General features: G+C 60.9%; 18 protein-coding genes and 1 pseudogene. 15 read left to right on the forward strand and 4 right to left on the reverse strand.

Annotation, left to right across the window (positions count from 1 at the left end):
• Positions 1-100: 100 nt before the first annotated feature.
• Positions 101-1849, forward strand: coding sequence for a ParB/RepB/Spo0J family partition protein (locus KNJ79_RS07480; RefSeq protein WP_317153436.1), 1749 nt, complete (start codon positions 101-103; stop codon positions 1847-1849).
• Positions 1850-1970: 121 nt separating this feature from the next.
• On the opposite strand, the gene KNJ79_RS07485 is transcribed toward KNJ79_RS07480, so the two are convergent.
• Entirely contained in the window at positions 1971-2141 is a 171-nt protein-coding gene (locus tag KNJ79_RS07485; protein WP_317153437.1) for a hypothetical protein, read from the reverse strand.
• A 225-nt stretch (positions 2142-2366) separates the two neighbouring features.
• Here KNJ79_RS07485 and KNJ79_RS07490 point away from each other — a divergent pair, with 225 nt between their 5' ends.
• From KNJ79_RS07490 to KNJ79_RS07500, 3 genes are all read left to right on the forward strand, one after another.
• Positions 2367-2945: a hypothetical protein gene (locus KNJ79_RS07490; protein WP_317153438.1), complete on the forward strand. Its 579-nt coding sequence runs from the start codon at positions 2367-2369 to the stop codon at positions 2943-2945.
• The gene (locus KNJ79_RS07495) at positions 2942-3445 is read left to right on the forward strand and encodes a sigma-70 family RNA polymerase sigma factor (RefSeq protein WP_317153439.1); all 504 of its coding nucleotides are present in this window, start codon (positions 2942-2944) and stop codon (positions 3443-3445) included. Before KNJ79_RS07490 ends, KNJ79_RS07495 begins: the two co-directional genes overlap by 4 nt.
• Positions 3446-3742: 297 nt before the next feature.
• Positions 3743-4855, forward strand: a complete 1113-nt coding sequence (locus KNJ79_RS07500; RefSeq protein WP_317153440.1) for a coiled-coil domain-containing protein — start codon at positions 3743-3745, stop codon at positions 4853-4855.
• 60 nt (positions 4856-4915) lie between these two features.
• Here KNJ79_RS07500 and KNJ79_RS07505 read toward each other — a convergent pair whose 3' ends face one another.
• Both KNJ79_RS07505 and KNJ79_RS07510 read right to left on the reverse strand, forming a co-directional pair.
• Positions 4916-5188, reverse strand: a complete 273-nt coding sequence (locus tag KNJ79_RS07505) for a conjugal transfer protein TraD (protein WP_317153441.1) — start codon at positions 5186-5188, stop codon at positions 4916-4918.
• Positions 5172-5477: a conjugal transfer protein TraD gene (locus tag KNJ79_RS07510; RefSeq protein WP_317153442.1), complete on the reverse strand. Its 306-nt coding sequence runs from the start codon at positions 5475-5477 to the stop codon at positions 5172-5174. Before KNJ79_RS07510 ends, KNJ79_RS07505 begins: the two co-directional genes overlap by 17 nt.
• 173 nt (positions 5478-5650) lie before the next feature.
• Between KNJ79_RS07510 and traA the strand changes: the two genes are divergently transcribed.
• From traA to KNJ79_RS07565, 11 genes are all read left to right on the forward strand, one after another.
• Positions 5651-8671, forward strand: a complete 3021-nt coding sequence (traA, locus tag KNJ79_RS07515; protein ID WP_317153443.1) for a Ti-type conjugative transfer relaxase TraA — start codon at positions 5651-5653, stop codon at positions 8669-8671.
• A gap of 14 nt (positions 8672-8685) precedes the next feature.
• Positions 8686-9423: a DUF6118 family protein gene (locus KNJ79_RS07520; protein WP_317153444.1), complete on the forward strand. Its 738-nt coding sequence runs from the start codon at positions 8686-8688 to the stop codon at positions 9421-9423.
• A 418-nt stretch (positions 9424-9841) separates the two neighbouring features.
• Positions 9842-10216, forward strand: coding sequence for a nuclear transport factor 2 family protein (locus KNJ79_RS07525; protein ID WP_317153445.1), 375 nt, complete (start codon positions 9842-9844; stop codon positions 10214-10216).
• 73 nt (positions 10217-10289) lie between these two features.
• Positions 10290-11285: a VOC family protein gene (locus tag KNJ79_RS07530; protein ID WP_317153446.1), complete on the forward strand. Its 996-nt coding sequence runs from the start codon at positions 10290-10292 to the stop codon at positions 11283-11285.
• A 58-nt stretch (positions 11286-11343) separates the two neighbouring features.
• The gene (locus KNJ79_RS07535; RefSeq protein ID WP_317153447.1) at positions 11344-12447 is read left to right on the forward strand and encodes an amidohydrolase family protein; all 1104 of its coding nucleotides are present in this window, start codon (positions 11344-11346) and stop codon (positions 12445-12447) included.
• Between the two features lie 77 nt (positions 12448-12524).
• Positions 12525-14042: an aldehyde dehydrogenase family protein gene (locus tag KNJ79_RS07540; RefSeq protein ID WP_317153448.1), complete on the forward strand. Its 1518-nt coding sequence runs from the start codon at positions 12525-12527 to the stop codon at positions 14040-14042.
• A gap of 71 nt (positions 14043-14113) precedes the next feature.
• Complete coding sequence (locus KNJ79_RS07545) at positions 14114-16519, forward strand: TonB-dependent receptor (RefSeq protein ID WP_317153449.1); 2406 nt, start codon at positions 14114-14116, stop codon at positions 16517-16519.
• 163 nt (positions 16520-16682) lie between these two features.
• Positions 16683-18068, forward strand: coding sequence for a sulfatase-like hydrolase/transferase (locus KNJ79_RS07550; protein WP_317153450.1), 1386 nt, complete (start codon positions 16683-16685; stop codon positions 18066-18068).
• A 117-nt stretch (positions 18069-18185) separates the two neighbouring features.
• Positions 18186-19061, forward strand: coding sequence for a fumarylacetoacetate hydrolase family protein (locus KNJ79_RS07555; RefSeq protein ID WP_317153451.1), 876 nt, complete (start codon positions 18186-18188; stop codon positions 19059-19061).
• Between the two features lie 22 nt (positions 19062-19083).
• On the forward strand, positions 19084-19557 hold the full coding sequence (locus KNJ79_RS07560) for a VOC family protein (RefSeq protein ID WP_317153452.1): 474 nt from the start codon (positions 19084-19086) through the stop codon (positions 19555-19557).
• A complete protein-coding gene (locus tag KNJ79_RS07565) occupies positions 19554-20777 on the forward strand; it encodes an FAD binding domain-containing protein (protein ID WP_317153453.1) in 1224 nt (407 codons plus the stop codon). Before KNJ79_RS07560 ends, KNJ79_RS07565 begins: the two co-directional genes overlap by 4 nt.
• Here the strand turns inward: KNJ79_RS07565 and istA are convergent.
• Positions 20755-21271 (reverse strand): annotated as a pseudogene (gene istA / locus KNJ79_RS07570) (IS21 family transposase); the annotation flags it as partial. The gene KNJ79_RS07565 and the pseudogene istA sit on opposite strands and share 23 nt — an antisense overlap.
• Positions 21272-21489: the final 218 nt, after the last annotated feature.

Raw genomic sequence — 21489 nt, forward strand, 5'->3', positions numbered from 1 at the left:
GGTGCGCCCTGCCTTGGTGGCGGGCCTCTCCGGTCGCTCTCGCCGCCCACCCCGCTTAGCCGGGGCTGCGGTGGTTTGGAAGAGCAAAGGAGATAGGATCATGGAACTCAAGCATATCGAACTTTCGCAGCTTTCGGTGTCACCCGCCAACATGCGCGGGATCACGAAGAAGCCGGACCTCACCAACATCCTGCCATCGGTAAGGGCGCGCGGCATCCTCGTTCCGCTGATCGTCCGTCCGAGTGCCGAAGGCGACCGGTATGAAATCGTCGCGGGCAAGCGGCGCTATCATGCGGCGCTCGGCGTTGCCGAAGAACGGGACGGCATCGACCCGCTGCCCTGCGCGGTGATGGAGGCCGGGGACGACGCGGCGGCCTTGGAGGCATCGCTGATCGAGAATATTGCCCGCCTCGATCCCGACGAGGTGTCGCGCTGCGAATCCTTCACCCGCCTCGTCCGCGAAGGACGGAGCATCGAGGATATCGGCATCACCTTCGGGCTCACCAGCTTGCAGGTGAAGCGGACGCTGGCGATCGGCAATCTGCTTCCCCGCATCCGCACCCTATATCGCACCGACAAGATCGATGCCGTGACCATGCGGCATCTGACCCTCGCCACCAAGGCACAGCAGCGCGAATGGCTGGCGCTCGTCGATTGTGCCGAGAAGCACGCGCCGACCGGAAGCCAACTCAAGGCATGGCTGTTCGGCGGCAGCGCGATCGCCGCCAAGGTCGCGATGTTCAATCTTACCGATTACCCGGGCGAGATTGTCTCCGACCTGTTCGGCGAGGACCGCTATTTTGCCGACGCCGATGCTTTCTGGACCGCACAGATGGCCGAGGTCGAGAAGCAGGCCACCTTCTACCGCGATGCCGGCTGGACCGATGTCGTCGTCATGGAGCGCGGAGCCTATTTCAATAGCTGGGAGCATGAACGCTGCCCGAAGAAGAAGGGCGGCAAGATATTCGTGACCGTCAGCCATCGCGGTGAGGTCGCCTTTCACGAAGGCTATATCACCACCAAGGAAGCGCGGCGGCGCGCCAAGGGCGAGGCCAACGCACCCAAGCCGGTGCGTCCCGAGGTCAGTGCGGCGCTCGGCAACTATATCGACCTGCATCGTCATGCCGCCGTGCGCGCATCCTTGCTGTCTGAACCGGGGATCACGCTGCGCATGATGGTCGCCCATGCCATCGTCGGATCGCCGCTGTGGCGGGTCGATGTCGAGAGGCAGCGAGCGGCGAGCGATGCAATTTCCGAGAGCGTCGAGGTGTCGGCGAGCGAAGCGGCGTTCGATAAGGCGCGGCGCGCGGTGCTGGACTTGCTCGGGTTCGATCCCGAAACCCCCACCGTGGTTGGCGGCTATGACGGCGCGCACGGCGTTGCGGGGCTGTTCACCCGTTTGGCGGCGCTGTCCGACGAAGCGGTGATGGGCATCCTTCCCGTCGTGATGGGCGAGACGCTGGCGGTCGGCAGCGCCGAGGTCGACTTGCTGGGGCGGTTGACCGGCACCGATATGCGTGAGTGCTGGAACGACACGGCGGTGCTGCCCGACCTCATTCGCGACAAGCAACTGTTGAATGCCGTCGTCGCCGAGGTCGCGGGGGCCGATGTGGCCGAAGCCAATGCCGGTGCGACCGCCAAGGTGCAGCGCGGGATTCTCGTCGATTGCCTCATCGGCAGCAATGGCCGGGCCAAGGTGGACAATTGGCTTCCCCGCTGGTTCGCCTTTCCTCCATTGGGCTATACCGAGCGGGGCGGCATCGGCTGTGTCGAACGGAGCGAAGGCATCGCGGAGTTGCTCGCCTCGGCACAGATCGAAGACGAACCGGAGCTTCGCGAGGCGGCTTGATGATTGGCGGCGCGCAATTGGAGGAACGGCCACGCCCGTTCCTCCAAAATTTCGCACCGGCGCGAAAGCGCCGGGCATTCTGTTCTTGCTACCAACCGAGAAAGCACCGGCGCGTTGGTCGCTAGCCCAGCGCCGCGCTTTGCTCGTCTTCCAGCCGTTTGACCTCGCGTTCCAGCACCTCGCGGATGAAGGCCGCCCTGCGCTGCCGCCCGACCAGCTTGTCGATACGCTCGCCAAGCCCTTCCGGCAGACGGACATTGGTCGATTTCACATTGAGCGGCGGCCTTCCCATGCTCGCGTCGTAACCAAGCAGGGCGGGCGTTCAATCGGAAGCCGAATAAGCGGCACCGGTTATTGAATATTTCCTGCCTTTCGCGCTATAAGCGGTGCCGCTTACTGGCCCCGAGCGCCGATGGAGGCGTCCGAGGCGATGAGCATGGAAGGAAGGTCCATCATGCCACGCAACATTCCTGCCGATGATTCGGCGATGGGTTCAGCGACATCTCGCCGCGCTCTTTTGAGCGCATTTGCCGCTGCACTCGCCGCGGCGCTTGCCGCTCCTGTCATATCTCCCTGGGATCATGCGCTGACGCTGCTTCACGATCGGTATGACGATGAACCGACCGCGCTCGTTCGGACCAAGGAGCGACGGAGTTTAAGCCGCTTCCGCTATGACAATGCCGAAACCTTTTTCGAATCTTTGGACCGGGGTTTCTACGATCGGCGCGACGAGATGCTCTATCAGTCGGGTATCGTCGCCCAGCTCGCGCTGACGTCGCACCTGCTCGACGTCGGCTTTTCCGACCAGTGGAACGCCCGGCATGTCCGGCTCGATATTGCCAAAGGGCTGGCTTACGCCAACGCAACCGGCTTCGCGCATCACTGCCCCGATATGGCGCGCCTTGCGGCGGTTCTCTCGCCCTATTGGAAGTGGGGTCATGCGCACCAGTTCGACCAGCCGCGACCTGACGATGGCGGGTTCACCCTTGACGCCGTTCGTCCGATCCTGCGCGCCTTGCTCGATCGCGTGCACGACGTGACCGGACATCCGCGCCCCGGAAGCTCGCGTCATCGCCAGCGGGAGGCGCGGTTATGACTGCGCCGGTTTCGACCGCCGCCTTCGACACATTCTATCGGGGTGAGCGCGGACGGATATTTGGATATTTCAGGCGGAAGGCTGGGCGCGACGCGGCGCCCGATCTGACGCAGGAAGCCTTCGCGCGGCTACTCCGCAGCGGAGCGCTCGAACGGGTCGAAAACCCGCAAGCCTATCTGACCCGGATCGCGCGCAATTTGCTGATCGACCGCGCGCGCTGGAAGACATGCGGCGCCTTCTATCCGCTCGACGAGGAACGCGATGCGGTTTCGCAGGCCGAACAGGCATGGCGGATCGAGGCGATCGACCTGTTTCGGCTCTACCGGCAAACCGTGCGCACCATGCCGCCCAAGACGCGGCGCGTCTTTGTGATGCGCCGGGCGAAGCGCATGAGCTACAAGGAAATTGCCGCCCGGCTCGATATCAGCATCGCCACGGTCGATTATCACATGGTGCAGGCGCTCGCGCGATGCCGCGCGGCGATCGCGGCGCAAGGGTGACGGAATGGACCATGTCCTCACTCGATGAACAACGCAGCACCGCGATACAGCGTCTGCCTCCGCTGCCCCGTGCCCTGTTCCTGCTTCACAATTTCTATGGTGGCGAGATCGACGCAATGGCCAACGAGCTTGGAGCAGGTCGCGAAAGGGTCGCGGCGGCGGGCGCAAGAAGACCATCACGCGCCGCGCAAAATAGCTCATAGGTCAAAAGGGCCATTGTTTCTAATCGAACTGCTGGTGCAGTGTGATGCATAATTTCCGGTCGATCATGGGCGCGTAATCGGGCAGAATAGCCCGATGAGCAGCAACCCGTTTGGTTTTCCCGACAACGCTACCTATCGCTTGATGCGCGAGGAGCTTCAACGCGCAGAACAGCTGCGCCGGGCGCTAGGTCCGGACTATGTTCGTCGGGCGATCGAAGACGTGGAGCGACAACGCGCATTGCTCACCGCTCTCGATTGGGATCAAACTTTTCGCGCCGCGCGTGAAGCGCTCCGTTTGGCGCAGGAGCAGCGGCAGTCTCTCTGGCAGTTGGCGAGTGCCGATTGGGCCTTAGCTGCCCGCGAAACCGCGCGCGATATCGCGCTTCAGCAGCAAAGCTTGATCGAGCAGCAACGCGAACTTACCGGTTCGATGGCTGGCGCGATGAAGGTTCTTCAAGCTCAGTCGTCTATGTTGGATACTGCGTTCGGTGTAGCAGACTTCGCAGCGCGCCAACGCAGTCTCATCGACCAGATCGCGCCGGCGATGCAACTGTACGGCGCGATCGCCCAACGGATGCGAATGATCGATTTTGCGACATTGCGCGCGAGTGCCGATGCCGTAGATTCTAGTTTGGCCGCGGTAGCGGAGAGTGTGATTGAGGCACAGCAGCTCGCAGAGGCCATGGCTGCGACCGAGGACACCCACGAACGCGCGAAATTGCTGCATCGCTTCCTCGAAGTTCTGTTCGCCCCCTTCGGACGCTTCGGAGTCAATACGGTAGGCGAGTATGAGAATATGGGGCTGTTCGGATTGCTCAGTATTCTGTCCGCTATCCTATCGTTCATCACTGCTTCGTTGCCGCCTGCCCAAAGCCCGGAAGACAAAGCGGCCTTTGCTGAGTTGAACGGCAAGCTCGACAGAATGCAAGCGGAAGAACGACGCTACCACGATGTGAAGGCGGAACGAGATCAAGCATTTCTGGCCGGAATGCCCCGCGGCCAGTTATCACGGGCCGCGACGCTGCGACGCCGCCCGCATCGCGATGGCGAGATAGTTTTTCGAGCTGACGTCGGCATGGAGTTGGCCATCGAAAAATCCGAAGGTCGTTGGCGGCTTGTCGTTTTTCGCGACCCGCTGTCGGATCAACTCATGCGCGCCTGGGTCTATTCCACAGCCATCATGTCCTTGGGCGAGCCCGTAGAGTGAGGCTGACGCATTATGGCAGCCAGAGATGGCTGCCACGTGGGTGAGCCCTATGCCAGCCGATCATTCGGCATCCAGCGTCTCAGTGCCAAACGCTCGCTTGCCTCTTCGTTTCCAGATCGCAGCGGCGTTTGTGCCTGCCTCGCTTCTCAGCTTGTCGGCCACCCACAGGAAGGCGCCATAGAGCATCGCGCGATCGTCGTCGGTGAGATCGACGAGTTCGGCCTTCACTACGAGTCCGCCCAACTCAATGAGTTGCCGCGTGCGTTCGCGCCGCCTGATCTGCCACTCGCGTAGGCCGGTTCGTGCCTTCACCGCTTCAAGCCGATGTCGCATTGCGATCGTGCGCCGTGTCATTCGCTGCACCGCGATCAGGTCGCGCCGCAGCTTTGCGCGCGCCGCGCTGAAAGAAGCTCGCGCCCGCCTTGCGCCAGCCCTCGCTGGCACCCGTGTCTTTCGTCGCCGCCGCGCTGAGCAATGCGCCGGCGAGCATGTCGGCATCGAGGGCATCGGCGCCGGTTGCAATGACGAGTTCGCCAAGCTGGCGAACGCGGCGTTCCTTGAGGGTCTTCGCCTTGGCTTCGAGCGCCTTCAGTTCCGAATCGATATCGCGCGGTTTACGCATGACCAAGTCTCCATTGAGTGACGATGCGGCCATGATAGAAGAAGCGCGGCGCCAGCGCAGTAGTGTCGCCGGGACAGTCTGACACCGCCTAGTCCCGTCCGAGAATTTATTCGAGAAGGGCGCGCTTATACGTCGTGCCGACGTGCGCTTCGCAGTGTAACTGAACGATCGCTATGGCGATCTTCCATTTCAGCGTGCAGGTCATCGGGCGCACTTCGGGCCGCAGCGCGGTCGGCGCAGCCGCCTATCGCGCGGGCGAGCGCCTGCACGACGAGCGCCTCGACCGCGACCATGATTTTCGCGCCCGCTCGGGTGTCGAGCATAGCGAAATCCTCCTGCCCGAAGGTGTGCCGGACCGCTTCTCCGATCGCGAAACCCTCTGGAATGAAGTCGAGGCGGTAGAGCTACGCAAGGACGCGCAGCTCGCGCGCGAAGTCGAGTTCGCGATCCCGCGCGAGATGACGAAGGAACAGGGCATCGAGCTTGCCCGCGATTTCGTCCAGACCGAGTTTGTCGACCGCGGCATGATCGCCGACCTCAATGTCCATTGGGACATCGGCGCGGACGGGCTCGTCAAACCCCATGCCCATGTCATGCTCACTATGCGCGAGGTCGGCGAAGACGGGTTCGGGGCGAAGGTTCGCGAATGGAACGAGCACGCGCATGTCGGCCAGTGGCGCGAACGCTGGGAGGCCCATGTCAATGCGCGGCTCGCCGAACTCGACATCGATGCCCGCATTGACCATCGGTCGCTGGAAGCACAGGGCATCGCGCTCGAGCCGCAGGACAAGATCGGCGGCCCCGCGCAGCGCATGGAGCGCGAGGGCCAGCTTGCCGACCGCGCGGAACTCCACCGCGAGATCGCGCGCGAGAACGGCGAGCGGATCATTGCCGATCCCGGGATCGCGCTCGACGCGATCACCCACAGCCAGGCGACGTTCACAAACCGCGATCTTGCCATGTTCGCGCATCGGCACAGCGATGGGCGCGAACCGTTCGATGCTGTGCTCAGCGCGGTGCGATCGTCGCCCGACCTGATCGCGCTCGGCAAGGACGGGCGTGGCGAAGACCGGTTCACCAGTCGCGAGATGATCGAGACCGAGCAGCGGTTACAACGCGCTTCGGAATTGATGGCGCAGCGCGAGCGGCATCGCGTCAGCGCGGGCGACCGGGAAGCGGCGCTTCGCGCAGCAGCGGAGCGCGGCCTGGAGCTGTCGGGCGAGCAGCGCGCGGCGTTCGATCATGTGACCGACAAACAAGGTCTCAGCGTCGTTATCGGCTATGCGGGAACCGGCAAGAGCGCGATGCTCGGGGTTGCGCGCGAGGCGTGGGAGGATGCCGGGTTCCGTGTGCGCGGTGCCGCGCTGTCGGGCATTGCCGCCGAAGGCCTGGAGAATGGCTCGGGCATCGCGTCGCGCACCATCGCGAGCTTGGAACATGGCTGGGCGCAAGGCCGCGATTTGCTCACCGCTCGCGACGTGCTCGTCATCGACGAGGCGGGCATGGTCGGCACGCGGCAGATGGAACGCGTTTTGTCCCATGCCGCCGACGCCGGCGCGAAGGTCGTGCTGGTCGGCGATCCGCAGCAATTGCAGGCGATCGAGGCGGGCGCGGCGTTCCGCTCGATCCACGAATGGCACGGCGGCATCGAGATTACCGAGGTGCGCCGCCAGCACGAAGGCTGGCAGCAGGATGCGACCCGGCACCTTGCCACCGGCCGCACAGGTGAGGCGATCGACGCCTATGCCGGGCGCAGCATGGTTCATGCTGCTGACACACGCGAGACGGCGCGAGCCGAGCTGATCAATCGCTGGGATCGCGACCGGCGGGCGAGCCCCGATGCCAGCCGGATCATTCTGACCCACACCAATGCCGAGGTGCGCGAGCTTAACGACGCCGCACGCGAGGCGATGCGCGCATCGGGCGATCTTGGCGACGATGTGCGCGTGAAGGTCGAACGCGGCGATCGGGATTTTGCTTCCGGTGACCGCATCATGTTCCTGCGCAACGAGCGCAGCCTGGAGGTGAAGAACGGCACGCTCGGGACGATCGAGCGCGTCGGCGAAAGCAGTATGGCGGTGCGCACCGATGAGGGGCGCAGCATCGCGTTCGACGTCAAAGATTATTGCGACCTCGATCATGGCTACGCCGCCACGATCCACAAGGCGCAGGGCATGACGGTGGATCGGACGCATGTGCTGGCGACGCCGGGCATGGATCGCCACGGTGCCTATGTCGCGATGTCGCGTCACCGTGACGGGGTGGCGCTCCACTACGGCCGCGACGACTTCAAGGATCAGAGCAGGTTCGTCCGCACGCTATCGCGCGAGCGGCCCAAGGATATGGCCAGCGATTACCAGAAGGCCGACCCGGCGCGAGACTTCGCCGAGCGGCGCGGCATCGGCTTCCGCGAGCGGGTCGCGGAAATCGCGCGCGCGGGCGCGGAGAAGGCGCGTGGGATTTTCGACGGCCTGCGTCTCTCGCTTCCCGATCAGGATCGCGGGCCAGCGTCCCCGCCAGAACAGAAGCGGGGCATGTTCGATGGCCTCGACCTTAGCGGCGCTATGCTCAGGGCCGAGCACGATCCTGCCCGCCAGCAGCAGCGCGACCATGACCCGCAGCCGATGCGTGCCGGAGGCTTGCGCGGCGCGGTCGAGCGTTACGCCAGGGCGCTCGACGCGATTCACCAGACGCGCGCGCAGGGCATCGACCCCATGCCGCACCAGCGCGCGGCGTTGGACCGGGCCGGGCAAGCGCTGGACGCGATCCGGCCTGAAGGCACCACCGATTTGAACAGCGCGTTCCGGGGCGGCCCGGAGTTGATCCGCGAGGCGGCCGAAGGGCGCGGCCAGGCCGCCGTGCGGGCGATGCAGGCGGAAGCCGAAATCCGCATAGACCCCTTCCAGCGCGCCGACCGCTTCATAGAGGGCTGGCAGCAGTTGCGGCAGCAGCATCAGGAGTTGGTGCGCGACGGCAATTTCAGGGGCGCGAAGCGCGTATCGCAGGAAATGGCCGGCATGGCCAAAAGCCTCGAACGCGACGCCCAGCTTGAATCGGTGCTCGGTGGGCGCAGCCGCGAACTTGGGCTCGAGATCAGCCGCGACATGGGGCGCAGCCTGTCGCGCGACCTCGCAAACTCCATCCCGTTCGATCACGGCCGCGACCTCGGGCGCGGCATGGGCATCGGTCATTAGTCAGGAGAAAACAGATGGACGAACAACGATTGCCATCGAATGCGCCGGAGCCGGAACCCCGAGAGGAAACCGCAGCGGAAGCGTTCGCCCGGCTCGACGACCGGGTGGCGGGCCTGGATGGGCGCATCGCGCTCATGGCGCGTGCGGTCGAGCATATGGCGACCGAGCGGTTGAACATCGAAATCCCCGATTATAATCCGACGCTGGAAAAGACGAACGCATACCTCGCTGCGATCCACAAGAGGATGAAGGCGATCGAAGATTCACCCGCGCTCGACATGACCCCGGAGGACATGGGCGCGCGCATCGCCGCAGCAGCGTACAAAGCCCGCGAGGCCGACCGGGCCAGCGTCGAGCGAGTCCAGCAGAGTCAGGCAGACGCGGCGCAGGCATTGCGTCAGATCATCGGCAATGCCCGCACGCGGGAGCAGCAGCGCGAGCATCTGTGGTGGGGCATCGGTGGCGGAGTCCTCGTCGGATGCCTGTTGTGGGCGATTCTGCCTGGCGTGGTCGCGCGCATCATGCCGGTTGGCTGGTATTTGCCTGAACGTATTGCCGCACGCATCGTGCGCGAGCCGACGCTATGGGAAGCCGGTATCCGCATGATGCAGGCCGATAACCTCGAGGCTTGGCAGGCTATCGTCGATGCCGCCGAGATGAGGCGTCGGAATAGGAAGGCTATCAATGCCTGTGAACAAAGGGCCGCCAAGGCAAAGAAACCGGTGCAATGCACGATAAAGGTGGGGCGCTAAAAGGGTCAGCCGGGTGCTAAGTGCTGCACTTCACTGGCGCACGCCTCGAAGAGGAGACCCGATCGGCAAGGGTGCGGTGCTGCGCGAAAAGAGTGGCCACGCCATCGAGCAGGACCGTCCCGACGTCCTGAAGCAGCGGCATGACAGGGCCTGTCAGAAGTTTTGTGCGTGAGGCCATAAGGTGGAATGGAAAGGACCCATCATATGGCAATCGACAAGGAAGTTATGGATCAGTTGCTGGCAGGACGCCGCAGGACACTCTCAGGCACTACACCGTGCACTCCGGGGCAAGCGCCTATTGTCTGTGGGATTAAAAGATCACTCATAAAATTCGCATTCCCGCCATGCACTGACAGTCGGCCCATGCACTGACAGTCGGCCCATGCGCGAGGAGCGCCTGCAAAATGAGGGGATGTCAATGATCACACCGATCGATCGAGAGCGTCTCGGCAGCGCGACGTCGGCGCATGAAGTTACCGGGCGTGTATTCGAGCATCACCTTGGCGCGTTCGCCGAAGGTCTCGCTGCCGTGATGTCCGACTATGACGGCGCTTCAATCCTTGTCACACCGGAAAGAATCTATCGCGGCCTGGACGAGATACGCGATTTCTTCCAGATGTTTATGGGGGGAGCTACGCCGGAATTTTGGGAAGCCTTCACCATCCGCGCGAAGGTAGTGGAAGGCGAAGTCGCCTATCTGGTCTGGGATTCACAACCTCAGGTGGCGCTCGCCACGGACACTCTCGTCGTGCGTAACGGAAAGATCGCGGTGCATACCTTTACGTCCAACTAGCGAGGGGACGGGCTATGTCTCGCAAGGTCTGCGCCACGCATATGGAACAAACAGGCGGCAAGGGAGGGAGCGCATGATCGTCGGAATCAAAGGTCTTCGCTACGAGGTGGATAATCTGGATGTTGCTGTGAACTTCAGTTCCGACCTAGGCTTGAGGTTGCAAAACCACAACCCCGAGTGCGCCTTGTTCACACTTCCAGACGGGGGGTTCGTCGAGTATCGGCCCTTGGGCGACCCCGCGCTTCCCCGCGGTGCGATCGAAGGCCCGGGGGTGCATGAGGTTATCTGGGGGGTCGATTGCGAGGAAGCGCTAGACATCCTCCTTAATGATCTCGCGCGCGATCATTCGATCAACAGCGACGAACAGGGCGTCCATCACTTCGTGCCCTCCTTCGGAATCCCGATGGCACTGACCCGCTGGCAGCGGAACGTTCCGACGGCCTGTCCCGATCCGGAAAACGCGCCCGGCAAAGTCAACCGGCTCAACAGGAACCGAAAATGGTTCAAGCGCGCCTATCCGCGAACCATCACTCACGCCGTTTTCCGTTCCCCCGAATACCAAGCGCCGCCGGTCTTCATGATCGAACGGTTAGGTTTCAGGCTCAGCGATGTCCAGTGCGGCATCGCGGCCTATGTCCGAGCGGACGGTAGAGGAGATCATCACAATTTCGCGGTGCTTAACGCGAACGGACCGCTGCCCAATTGCGATGGCAAGACCAGGTTTGATCATTCGAACTTCTGCGTGGAGGACATTGATGAATTGATGGTCGGAGCCAATTACCTGGCGCGGCGCGGATGGGGTGTTTCGCCGATCGGGGTGGGGCGGCATCGCGCTGACTCCGCATTGTTCTATTACTTACCGAGTCCCTTGGGAGGAGATATAGAATATGGAGCAGACGGCGATCTCTTCGACGACAGATGGATACCCAGACGATTTCATATTCCACTCTTCGCATACGCAAGTTGGGTCCACAATATTCCTGAGTTCTTTCGCGAAGAACCCGCGTGGGAATTCACGTTCCTAGACGATGCTGATCTAAACAATCCAGAAATCTTAATGCTGGGATGACACCCGTCCTGGTAAATATTTCCTGTCAGATATCCACTCTTCACTGGAGCCAAGTAATATGACCAAACGGTTAGAAAAGATCGAAACGCACGCTCACTACATACCCGCCGCCGTTTACGGAGCGGCCGGGGAATACGGTCCGGAGAAGATAATAGATGACGAACTCGGTCTGAGGATGTGGCGAGCAGGAAAGTGGCAGTCGGAAAAGAGCATATTCCGGCGGGGTTCCTTTTCAAACAAGATTTCAAATACGAAATCCGACGAGATGGAAGTTCCCATTTTCGAAAACCCAGATGCCTCGGCGCGACTGCAAATGATGGATGATCTTGACATTGACGTCATGGCGATTTCGGCCAGTCCCATGATATATTGTTACGGTGCACCCAAGGGCGACGGGATAAGATACGCCCAGACTTACAACGACGAAATGGCGAAATATTGCAGCGCGGATCCTAACCGACTTTTTTTCATTCCAACGCTGCCCATGCAGGATATTCCGGCGGCAATTGCCGAAGCCCGGCGCGCGCATAGCTTGGGCGGACGAGGAGTAAATATCGGCACCGATATGATTGCCGGCATGGATTTGGACGACGAAAGACTCCATCCGTTTTACGAATATTGCGCAGCCGAGAACGTGACGATCTGGCTTCATCCGGCACCCATCGGAACCGACGACCCAGGTCACGATCCCGACAAGAATGCTGAGGACAAATATTCGTTCGGTTGGCTCCTCGGTTATACCGCGCGCGAAACCGTGGCCTTTGGCGCCCTTGTGTACAGCGGAATACTTGACCGTTTCCCCAGCCTCAAGATTTGTCTACCCCATGGCGGGGGTTTCGTTCCGTATCAGATCGGTCGGCTGGAATACGCAGCCCAAAAAAAGCTTTCCAGCAACATGGTAAACGAAAAACCTGTGCGGGATTACCTGAAAAACTTCTACTTTGACAACGTGGTCCACGATGTTCAGGCAAGACGGTTCCTCATCGAGATCATGGGGCCTGACAATGTCTTCGTTGGGTCCAATTTTGGCGGATGGGACTACGTCAACGGATTCCAGTTCGCCGCCGACATGGTCGATGACCCGCTTGATCTTCGTAAGCTTTGCGCGACCAACGCGATCAAATTGTTCGACCTTGCGGGGATGGGACGAGAGATCGCCTGACAACGGGCGACCGACGAACGCCATGTTCGCCGGTCTGCCAAGCAATGTGGATCCGATGATTTCCGGAGGACATAAGCATGGAATTTAGTGTAACGGAGGCCAGCCGACAACTTGGGATAAAACCTCGCTACGACAATTATATCGGCGGCGCGTGGCGCTCGCCCGTCGAGCGAGGGTACTTCGAAAACGTCTCGCCAGTCGACGGCAGCGTACTGTGCGAGGTGGCCAGGTCCACCAAGGGCGACGTCGAGCTTGCCTTGGATGCCGCCCACGGCGCAAAAGTCAATTGGGCGCGGACCTCGCCGGCCGCGCGGGCCGCCGTGCTATTGCAGGTCGCGGACAGGATCGAGGCCAACGTTGCAAGGCTTGCGACGGCTGAGACGCTCGACAACGGAAAGCCGATCCGCGAGACGACGACTGCGGATCTGCCCCTGATGGTTGACCAGTTCAGGTATTTCGCAAGCTGCATCCGCACGCAGGAAGGTACGCTTTCGGAGATCGATCATGAGACGGTCGCCTATCACTTCCATGAACCGCTGGGCGTCGTGGGATTGATCATTCCCTGGAACTTCCCGCTTCTCCTCGCGGCGTGGAAGATCGCACCGGCGATAGCCGCGGGAAACTGCGTCGTGCTTAAACCGGCCGAACAGACGCCGCTGTCGATAATGCTTCTGATGGAATTGATTGGGGATCTCATCCCGCCAGGCGTAGTGAACGTGGTCAACGGCTTCGGCGAGGAGACAGGACAGGCGCTCGCCCGAAGCGAACGCATCGCGAAGATCTCATTCACCGGCGAAACAACGACCGGCCAACTCATCATGGGATATTCCGCTCAGAACATCACGCCCGTGACGCTCGAATTGGGGGGGAAAAGCCCCAATATCATCTTCTCCGACGTTATGAACGCGGAGGATGACTTGCTGGACAAGGCGCTTGAGGGCTTTGCGATGTTCGCCCTCAACCAGGGCGAGGTTTGCACTTGTCCCAGCCGTGCGCTTGTTCAGGAGTCGATCTATGAAGCTTTCATGGAAAGGGCGCTCAAGCGGGTGGGCTCAATCCGGCAAGGCAACCCGCTCGACCCGGATTCGATGATCGGGGCCCAGGCGTCTCAGGACCAGATGGCGAAAATCCTGTCCTATATCGACATCGGTCGCGACGAAGGCGCGCAGGTTCTGACGGGCGGCGGCCCCGCGGAAATCGCTACCGAGCTGGCGGGCGGCTTTTATGTAAAGCCGACGGTTCTTAGCGGTCGCAACGAGATGCGGATTTTTCAGGAAGAGATCTTCGGCCCGGTGTTGGCGGTTGCCACGTTCAGCGACGAAGAAGAAGCCGTCGCGCTGGCCAACGCAACGCCGTATGGGCTCGGTGCGGGCGTCTGGACACGCGATCTCAGTCGGGCATTTCGCGTCGGTCGCGGCATTCAGGCTGGGCGGGTGTGGACGAATTGCTATCACCTCTATCCTGCCCATGCCGCGTTCGGGGGGTACAAGAAATCAGGCTTCGGACGTGAAACACACAAGAAGACTCTTGAGCATTATCAGCAAATCAAAAACCTTCTTGTAAGCTATACTCCAAAATCAATGGGATTATTCTGATCTAACGATGAAATAAACGATTTCGGATCCTATAGAGGGTTATCATCATATATGCTGGGGGAGGATATTTTATGGCAGAATGGCTCAAAAAATCCGCGTTGCTCGGTTACTGTTCCTTGGCGATGGCGACTGGCGCTGAGGCGCATGCGCAAAACACTGCTCCCGAAGGCATCGAGACTTCGACGACGGAGCCATACACCGAAGATGCAGCAGGCATGGGCAACGAGATCGTCGTCACTGCAAGGGGCAGAGAACAGCGCCTGCAGGACGTGCCGGTTTCGGCAACGGTCGCGAGCGGAGAGAACCTTGTCGAACGCAACATCACCGATCTCCAAGGACTGTCCCGTGCGCTGCCCAACATCAATGTGTCGCCTGCTCCGTTGTCGGATTTCGTGATCATCCGCGGCGTCGGTTCCTCAGTGAACCTCGGCTTCGAGCAGTCGGTCGCTACATTCGTCGACGGGATCTACCGGGGCCGGGCGCGCTCCACCCGCGCTGCCCTGTTTGACATCGACCGGGTCGAGGTGCTGCGTGGACCGCAAACGACATTCTTCGGCAACAACGCCATTGCCGGTGCCATCAATGTGACCACACGCAAGCCTGGACAAAGGCTTGAGGCGAACGGCACCGGGTTTTATGCGCCGAACCTGGGCGAATACAATCTTGAGGCAGGCATTTCGGTTCCGTTGTCGGAAAATTTCGCGGTGCGGCTGGCCGGGCAGCAATCAGGCATAACCGACGGCTACATCTACAACAGCTATTTGGATAAGAGGGGTCCGCATCTCAACGACAGAATTGGCCGCCTGTCATTGTTCTGGACGCCCACCCAGAACCTGACCGTGAATGCGCGTCTCGATATCGGACGAAGGCGGGACAAACACAATTTCTTCGCCGAACTCGTCGATTGCCCGCCGAGCGTGGCTGGAGTGCCGGCGCTCGGAACCTGCGCGCGCTATCTCAACGCCAACGGCGGTGTGGTCGAAGACGAGCTGAACCGCAGATCCGCATCGGAGGATTCGTTTCTCAACTACGATCATCTCGAAGCCGAGCAGACCGCCACGCTACGCGCGGGCGACAATGAATTGATGTTGAGGACGGGCTACTTCGAGCACGACTACCGTCTGGTCAACGAATTGACCGGTGTGCCCGGAACGCAGGGTGGCAGCGTGATCGGTACGCGCTATGGCGTGGCTGCCAATATTAATGAAGACCTCGATCAGTTCAGCCAGGAGATTCGTTTTTCCAGTCCGGCGGATAACAAGTTTTCCTACATGGTGGGCGGCTACTATTCGCGAACCGAGCTTGAATTAGAAGTCTACCATGGCATCTGGTTCCTGCCGATGTGGGCCTTCGCGCCTCCGGGCACCTACCCGCCCAATACGCCGATCGCGCACCGGTTCTTCACCAAGGAGAAGAGCGAACAGTTGTCCGCCTTCGCATCTCTTTCACTGCAACTGAGCGACCGCCTCACGATTGACGGCGGCATCCGGTACAGCCGAGTGAAAAAGCGCGCGAGCCGCAGAGTGGAACTTGGCGCGTCGGGCGATCTGCCGACCCGCGAGAATTTTGTCCCTGGCCCGTCCGAGGCGCAGGCCGCCATCGCTGCGGTGGTGGGAGACAGGTTCACCGACTTCGCGCCGAACCGCCGCACCGACGACAAGCTGATGCCTTCGGTCACCGTCAAGTATGAGTTTTCGCGGGACACGATGGCCTACGCCTCCTTCACAAATGGCTTCAAAGCTGGCGGCTTCGCGATGTGGTTCAGCGAGAATGGGCAGTTCGATCCCGAAACCGTTGATGCGTTCGAGATCGGATTGAAGGCCCAGGCCTTCGATGACGCGGTTGCGATGAATTTGGCGGCTTTCTACAGTAAATACAAAAACCTTCAGGAGACAGTGACCTTTCTGAATCCGGCTGGCGGCATTGTGCAGAGGGCAGATAATGCCGCCAAGTCAGTATCGAAGGGCATCGAAGCCGGTCTCACTGTCCGGCCGGTGCCCGGCCTCACCTTCAAGGCCGACGTCGCTTACCTGATAGCCAAATATACGCAGTACCCGAACGCGCCTTGCACACCGGTTCAGGCGTTCCAGGCAGGTGGCGGCGCCTGCACACAGGATCTGTCTGGCGTTAGGCGCTCGTTCTCTCCACGCTACAGCGGCACCGTGTCCCTAGCCTACAACTACCCAATTACTGAAAAGCTGGAAATCAACGTCGACGGGAATGTCTACTTCACGTCCTGGTACTTCAACCAACCAAATGGAGACCCGACCACTCGATCGGACGGTTACGCAAAGCTGGATGCGCGAATCGCGCTGGGGGCACGGGGAGGCCACTGGCAACTGGCCATCGTCGGTCGCAACCTCACCAACAAGCTTACCGCCTCGTTCCGCAATTTGGCCGCGACGGCTCCTGGCTCAACCCACGTTCTGGCCGATGCGCCCCGCTCGGTGGGGCTGCAGGCCCGGTTCTCCTTTTAGCCGCGGTAGTGGAGAAGGAGGTGAGTGGGAGGAAGCCGGTCAGCGCTTTGCAGGCAGCCGTCCGCACGCACGGTAGGGGATCCTGAAAGTGCGCATTGGGACGACGCGGCGGTTAGAACCGTGTTGGGCACTCGCAACTACGGAGAGAGAAAGGTTTTGACCCGTGAATGACAGCATGACTCGTCGGACCGCTCTCAAGGGAGCGGTCGCTTCGCTTGCCGGCATTCCGCAAGCGCGGGCAGCGGACAGGGGACGCCAGCCTAATGTCCTGTTCATCCTGGCGGACGATCTCGGTTATGCCGATGTCAGTTGCTATGGGGCTCGCGACTACGAAACGCCGGCGATCGACGCTCTCGCCGCGACCGGGACAAAGCTCACGCAAGGCTATGCGAATTCTCCAGTCTGCTCGCCTTCGCGAATAGCGCTTGCGACAGGCTGTTACCCCCATCGTTTCAAGCTGGGCTTGGAGGAGCCGCTTAGTCCCAGACTGAAGACCCTTTCGCTTCCCAGCGGGCAGCCGACTATCGCGACGTATTTTCGCAACGCAGGCTATCGCACCGGTCTGATCGGGAAGTGGCACGTTGGCGCGCTGCCTGCAAACTCCCCGCTCGACTTCGGCTACGATTTTTTCCTTGGGCCCATGCATGGCGGTGCCGACTATTTCTCCCATCGGATCGATGTGAAAGGAAACGATCCAGCCGATGGCTTGTATCTAGGTAGGCAGCGGGTCAAACGGAGCGGCTATCTCACCGACGTTTTTGCCGATGAGGCAATACGCTTCGTACGGGAACCGACCGTCCGGCCTTTTTTCCTCAGCCTGCATTTCACCGCGCCGCATTGGCCCTGGGAGGGCCCCGGCGACGCGGACAGATCGCGTGAAATCACCAACATCATCGATCTCGACGGCGGCAGTCTGAAAACTTACATGGCCATGATGACGGCATTGGATGCCGCGATCGGTCGAGTTCTCGGCGCCTTGGACGACCTAGATATTACGCGGGACACCATCGTTGTCTTTACTAGCGACAACGGTGGAGAACGGTTTTCCGATATGTGGCCGCTGACGGGAGTGAAAGGTGAATTACTTGAAGGGGGAATCCGCGTTCCATTGGTCGTTCGGTGGCCCGGCAGGATTCCAGCCGGCGCAACCAGCGAGCAGGTCATGGCATCGTTCGACTTTCTTCCGACGCTGTCGGCGGCGACCCGCCGCCCTGCAACGGAACAGGGCTACCTCGGCGACGGGATCGATCTTCTCCCGATACTGACGGGCGAGCGCGGGCCAGTCGATCGAACACTGTTTTGGCGTTACAAGACGGCAAATCAGATAGCCGCTCGTGTGGGAAAATGGAAATACCTCCATATCGAAGAACGTGAGTATCTGTTTGATCTTGAAAATGATCCGAGGGAAAGAGTGCAACTTCGACATAAGCACAGCGCCACTTTCAACAGTATTAGGGGGATGTGTGCCGAGTGGGATAAATCAATGCTGCCTTACTCAGACAGTAATTACAGCGAGAATGTGAAAGATATTTATCCTGATAGATATTGAGCCAGCATTCCCAATGAGATTTGTTGGATAGCCGCGTCCGCAGGATATGGACGGACCCAAATTGATCAGACGCCGTGCTTCGGATTTTTCAGGCATTGACGAGAAATGGAGAACTAAATGAGGTTGGCGCGATACCGAATTGAAGGACGTCAGGCCCTCGGCGTTATCGAGGATGACAGCGTCATTGATCTTTCCGGAGCCTTTCCCGATCTCGCTTCCGTCGAACAGGTGATCGAGAAGGGCGAGCGAGGCCTGGATGCGGTGCGTGACTTTTGCTGCCGTCGGCCTGCCGACTTCGCGCTTGCCGAGGTGGAACTGCTCCAGCCAATCCTGAGCGCCGGAAAGTATCTGGCCATCGGCCTCAACTACAGGTCCCATGCGGAAGAGGCGCGATTCATGGTCAGCCAGCCGGCCGCTCGGCAATACTGGTTCAACAAGCAGATCACTTGCCTGAGCGGCCCATTCGCCGAAATCGACCCCGGGGTATCGAAGCAGGTTGATTACGAGGTGGAACTCGGCGTGGTGATTGGGAAGCCGGCGAAGGGCGTGTCAGCGGCCTCTGCGCTCGATTTCGTATTTGGATATTTCGTGGCGAACGATGTGTCGGCCCGGGACTGGCAAGCGCATGCGCCGTCATTCACAGTCGGCAAGTCCTTCGATACGCACGGGCCGATCGGCCCTTGGATTGTAACAGCCGACGAGATTGGGGATCCCCAGGCGCTCGACCTGAAATGCTGGGTGAACGGCGAACTCCGTCAATCTTCCAACACCTCGGAGATGCTCTATACGGTCGCCGAACAGATCGAATATCTTTCAACGGCCTTTACTCTGATGCCGGGAGATCTTCTGGCCACTGGCACGCCGGAGGGAGTGGGGATGGCGCGTCAGCCGCCCGAGTATCTCAAGCCAGGCGATGTCGTGCGCTGCGAGGTACAGGGCATCGGAGCCATCGAAAATCGGATCGGTCCGGGAACTGACAAAAGGATCCGTTGAACGCGAGAGAGGTAATCGGAAGATGCTTCGACGTCTCGATCATTATTCCATCCGCACCACAGATCTGCATAGCTCACAGGCGTTCTATACCAACGTTCTTGGGCTTGTCGCCGGCAAGCGACCGCCCTTCGCCTTTCCGGGAGTCTGGCTCTATTTTGCCGAAGACAGCCCGGAGTTCGGGGTAGTCCATCTTATCGGCGCCGGCGAAGGCGAGGACTGGGATCTGACCGAGTATCTGGGCCAACGGAGTGGGCAAAGCGGTGAAGGGAACGGTAGCCTCGATCACATCGCATTCGTCGCCGATAACATTGAAGGCTTCTGCGGACGCCTGGACTCGATGGGAATCGATTACAACTCGCGCAGCGTTCCGGAACTCGGTTTGGTCCAAGTATTCCTTATCGACCCCGACGGCATAACCATAGAACTGAACTTTCCGGACTCGCGGGTCGAACTGCTCAGTGAAACGGATGTTCCACGGAAGAGAGCGAAGCAGTGACCGCATCAACCCGCAGGGTCGTCATCATAGGCGGCTCGATCGCGGGGCTTTGCGCCGCGAACCTTTTCGAGCGGGCGGGCTGGAGCGTAGTGGTCGCCGAACGAACGAAAGGGCAGCTTTCCGGGCGTGGAGCCGGAGTGGTGACGCACCCTGGGTTCCACCTTGCCATGGCCAAGGCCGGTGTCGGGACTCAGACCATGCGCTTTCTCGAAGTGACCGGAAGGGCGGTCTATGGCCGGGACGGAAGTTGCATGCAGACGCTCGATCTGCCCCAAAGGCTCGTCGCCTGGGGACAGATTCATGCCTTTCTTGCGGGACATCTCCGCAGCACCCGCATACTGTCTGGCAGGGCCCTGACCCATTTCCGACAGGACGAGGCCGGAGTCACCGCGTTTCTTGAAGGCGGAGGCGAACTCGAGGGCGACCTGCTTGTTGGGGCTGACGGGCTTCGTTCCAAGGTCCGGGAACTGCTCGGCATCGCGCAGAAGCCGCTATACGCCGGTTACGTCGCCTGGCGGGGGCTGGTGGACGAGCGCGCGCTGCCCGCTGGAAGCCGGGAAGACCTAATGTCCCGGTTCACTTTCGGTTTCCCTCCCGGTGAGCAGATCCTCGGGTATCCGGTCATTGGCCGTGGCGTCAGTTCGCCTGGCGTGAGAAGATTCCTCAACTATGTCTGGTACAGGCCCGTGTCGCGTCATCGCACGCTTGCCGATATGCTGACCGGCTCCGACGGCAACCAATATCATGACGGCATTCCGCCGAAGCTGTTACGGCCCGACATTCTCGCTGAGATCCGCGCCGACGCCGCGAAAGTCCTTCCACCGCAATTCGCCGACGCAGTTGCGGGGACTGCGCACCCCCTGCTGCAACCTATTTTCGACTTCGCGGCTCCGGCGATGACGTTCGGCCGGGTTGCACTGATCGGGGACGCCGCATTTGTGGCCCGACCCCATTGCGGGATGGGAGTGACCAAGGCGCTTGAGGATGCGGTTGCGCTGTCCGAGGCCTTCAGCAATGGTTCGCTGCCGGTCGCACAGGCTCTCGCCCGTTATGGGGCAGTCCGTCTCGAGACGGGGCGTGCGCTTGTTCGCCACGCCCAGGAGCTGGGAAACTGCATCGCGCAAACTCCGGTCGAGGTTGAGACAGTTCAGGCAGAGGTCGATCACCTCATTCGCAACGTTGCGGTTGCCCCGGCTGCGCCTCCGGCACGGGCGTCATGAAGTTGAGCCGGGCATGCTTCACCAGCCCCTCGACCTTGCCCTTGTCGTTCCCCTTGCAGGACGGCCGAAGCGATCCTGGAACAGATAATGGCTGACCAGCTCGGTGAAGGCTCGGGTGCGCTCGCGCTTCCCATCGCCGCAGATCTTCGCCAGGGCGATCGCCGTGTTGTCATAGAGGATCGACAGCGGCACGCCGCCGAAGAAAGCAAAGACCGACACGTGCTCGTCGAGGAACGCTTCGGTCGTCTCGCGCGGATAGGCCTTGACGAAGCAGGCATCCGACTGCGGCAGATCCATGCACAGGAAGTGGATCTTCTGCCGCACGCCGGCGATCACGCCGAGCGCTTCGCCAAAGTCCACTTGCACGTGGCTCGGCGGATGCGCCAGCGGCACGAGTGTCTCGCGCCCACGCGCTCGGCTGATCCGAACGTAGTCTTCACCACGGTATAGCCGCCGGCATAGCCGTGCTCGTCACGCAACTGTTCGAAGACCCTGTCGCGCGACAATCAGGGTAGTAAGCGATAATTTTCCCCCACGCGGGGCGGAAGGGCGCGGGCTTCGGCAGGAAGCCGGCGCCTAATTTCGTTGTATCTAATTTCGAACGTGCTTTGCTCAGGCGGCGGTAGCGATGACGCTCGTTTCGAACGTCATTTCGGCGGCCTTTGTATCGACCCAGTTTCCGGGCAGCAGGTCGTCGATGGGCTCGCCGTCG

This window comes from Sphingopyxis indica (assembly GCF_032879645.1).
In the GTDB taxonomy this organism is placed as follows: Bacteria; Pseudomonadota; Alphaproteobacteria; order Sphingomonadales; family Sphingomonadaceae; genus Sphingopyxis; species Sphingopyxis indica.

Excerpts from the sequence above, each read along its gene's own strand:
- KNJ79_RS07520 (WP_317153444.1), top strand. The coding sequence starts at position 8,686 with ATGGACGAACAACGATTGCCATCGAATGCGCCGGAGCCGGAACCCCGA.
- KNJ79_RS07500 (WP_317153440.1), top strand. The coding sequence starts at position 3,743 with ATGAGCAGCAACCCGTTTGGTTTTCCCGACAACGCTACCTATCGCTTG.
- KNJ79_RS07540 (WP_317153448.1), top strand. The coding sequence starts at position 12,525 with ATGGAATTTAGTGTAACGGAGGCCAGCCGACAACTTGGGATAAAACCT.
- KNJ79_RS07525 (WP_317153445.1), top strand. The coding sequence starts at position 9,842 with ATGATCACACCGATCGATCGAGAGCGTCTCGGCAGCGCGACGTCGGCG.
- KNJ79_RS07480 (WP_317153436.1), top strand. The coding sequence starts at position 101 with ATGGAACTCAAGCATATCGAACTTTCGCAGCTTTCGGTGTCACCCGCC.
- KNJ79_RS07510 (WP_317153442.1), bottom strand. The coding sequence starts at position 5,477 with ATGCGTAAACCGCGCGATATCGATTCGGAACTGAAGGCGCTCGAAGCC.
- KNJ79_RS07495 (WP_317153439.1), top strand. The coding sequence starts at position 2,942 with ATGACTGCGCCGGTTTCGACCGCCGCCTTCGACACATTCTATCGGGGT.
- KNJ79_RS07555 (WP_317153451.1), top strand. The coding sequence starts at position 18,186 with ATGAGGTTGGCGCGATACCGAATTGAAGGACGTCAGGCCCTCGGCGTT.
- KNJ79_RS07535 (WP_317153447.1), top strand. The coding sequence starts at position 11,344 with ATGACCAAACGGTTAGAAAAGATCGAAACGCACGCTCACTACATACCC.
- KNJ79_RS07505 (WP_317153441.1), bottom strand. The coding sequence starts at position 5,188 with ATGCGACATCGGCTTGAAGCGGTGAAGGCACGAACCGGCCTACGCGAG.
- KNJ79_RS07545 (WP_317153449.1), top strand. The coding sequence starts at position 14,114 with ATGGCAGAATGGCTCAAAAAATCCGCGTTGCTCGGTTACTGTTCCTTG.
- KNJ79_RS07485 (WP_317153437.1), bottom strand. The coding sequence starts at position 2,141 with ATGGGAAGGCCGCCGCTCAATGTGAAATCGACCAATGTCCGTCTGCCG.
- KNJ79_RS07560 (WP_317153452.1), top strand. The coding sequence starts at position 19,084 with ATGCTTCGACGTCTCGATCATTATTCCATCCGCACCACAGATCTGCAT.
- traA (WP_317153443.1), top strand. The coding sequence starts at position 5,651 with ATGGCGATCTTCCATTTCAGCGTGCAGGTCATCGGGCGCACTTCGGGC.
- KNJ79_RS07530 (WP_317153446.1), top strand. The coding sequence starts at position 10,290 with ATGATCGTCGGAATCAAAGGTCTTCGCTACGAGGTGGATAATCTGGAT.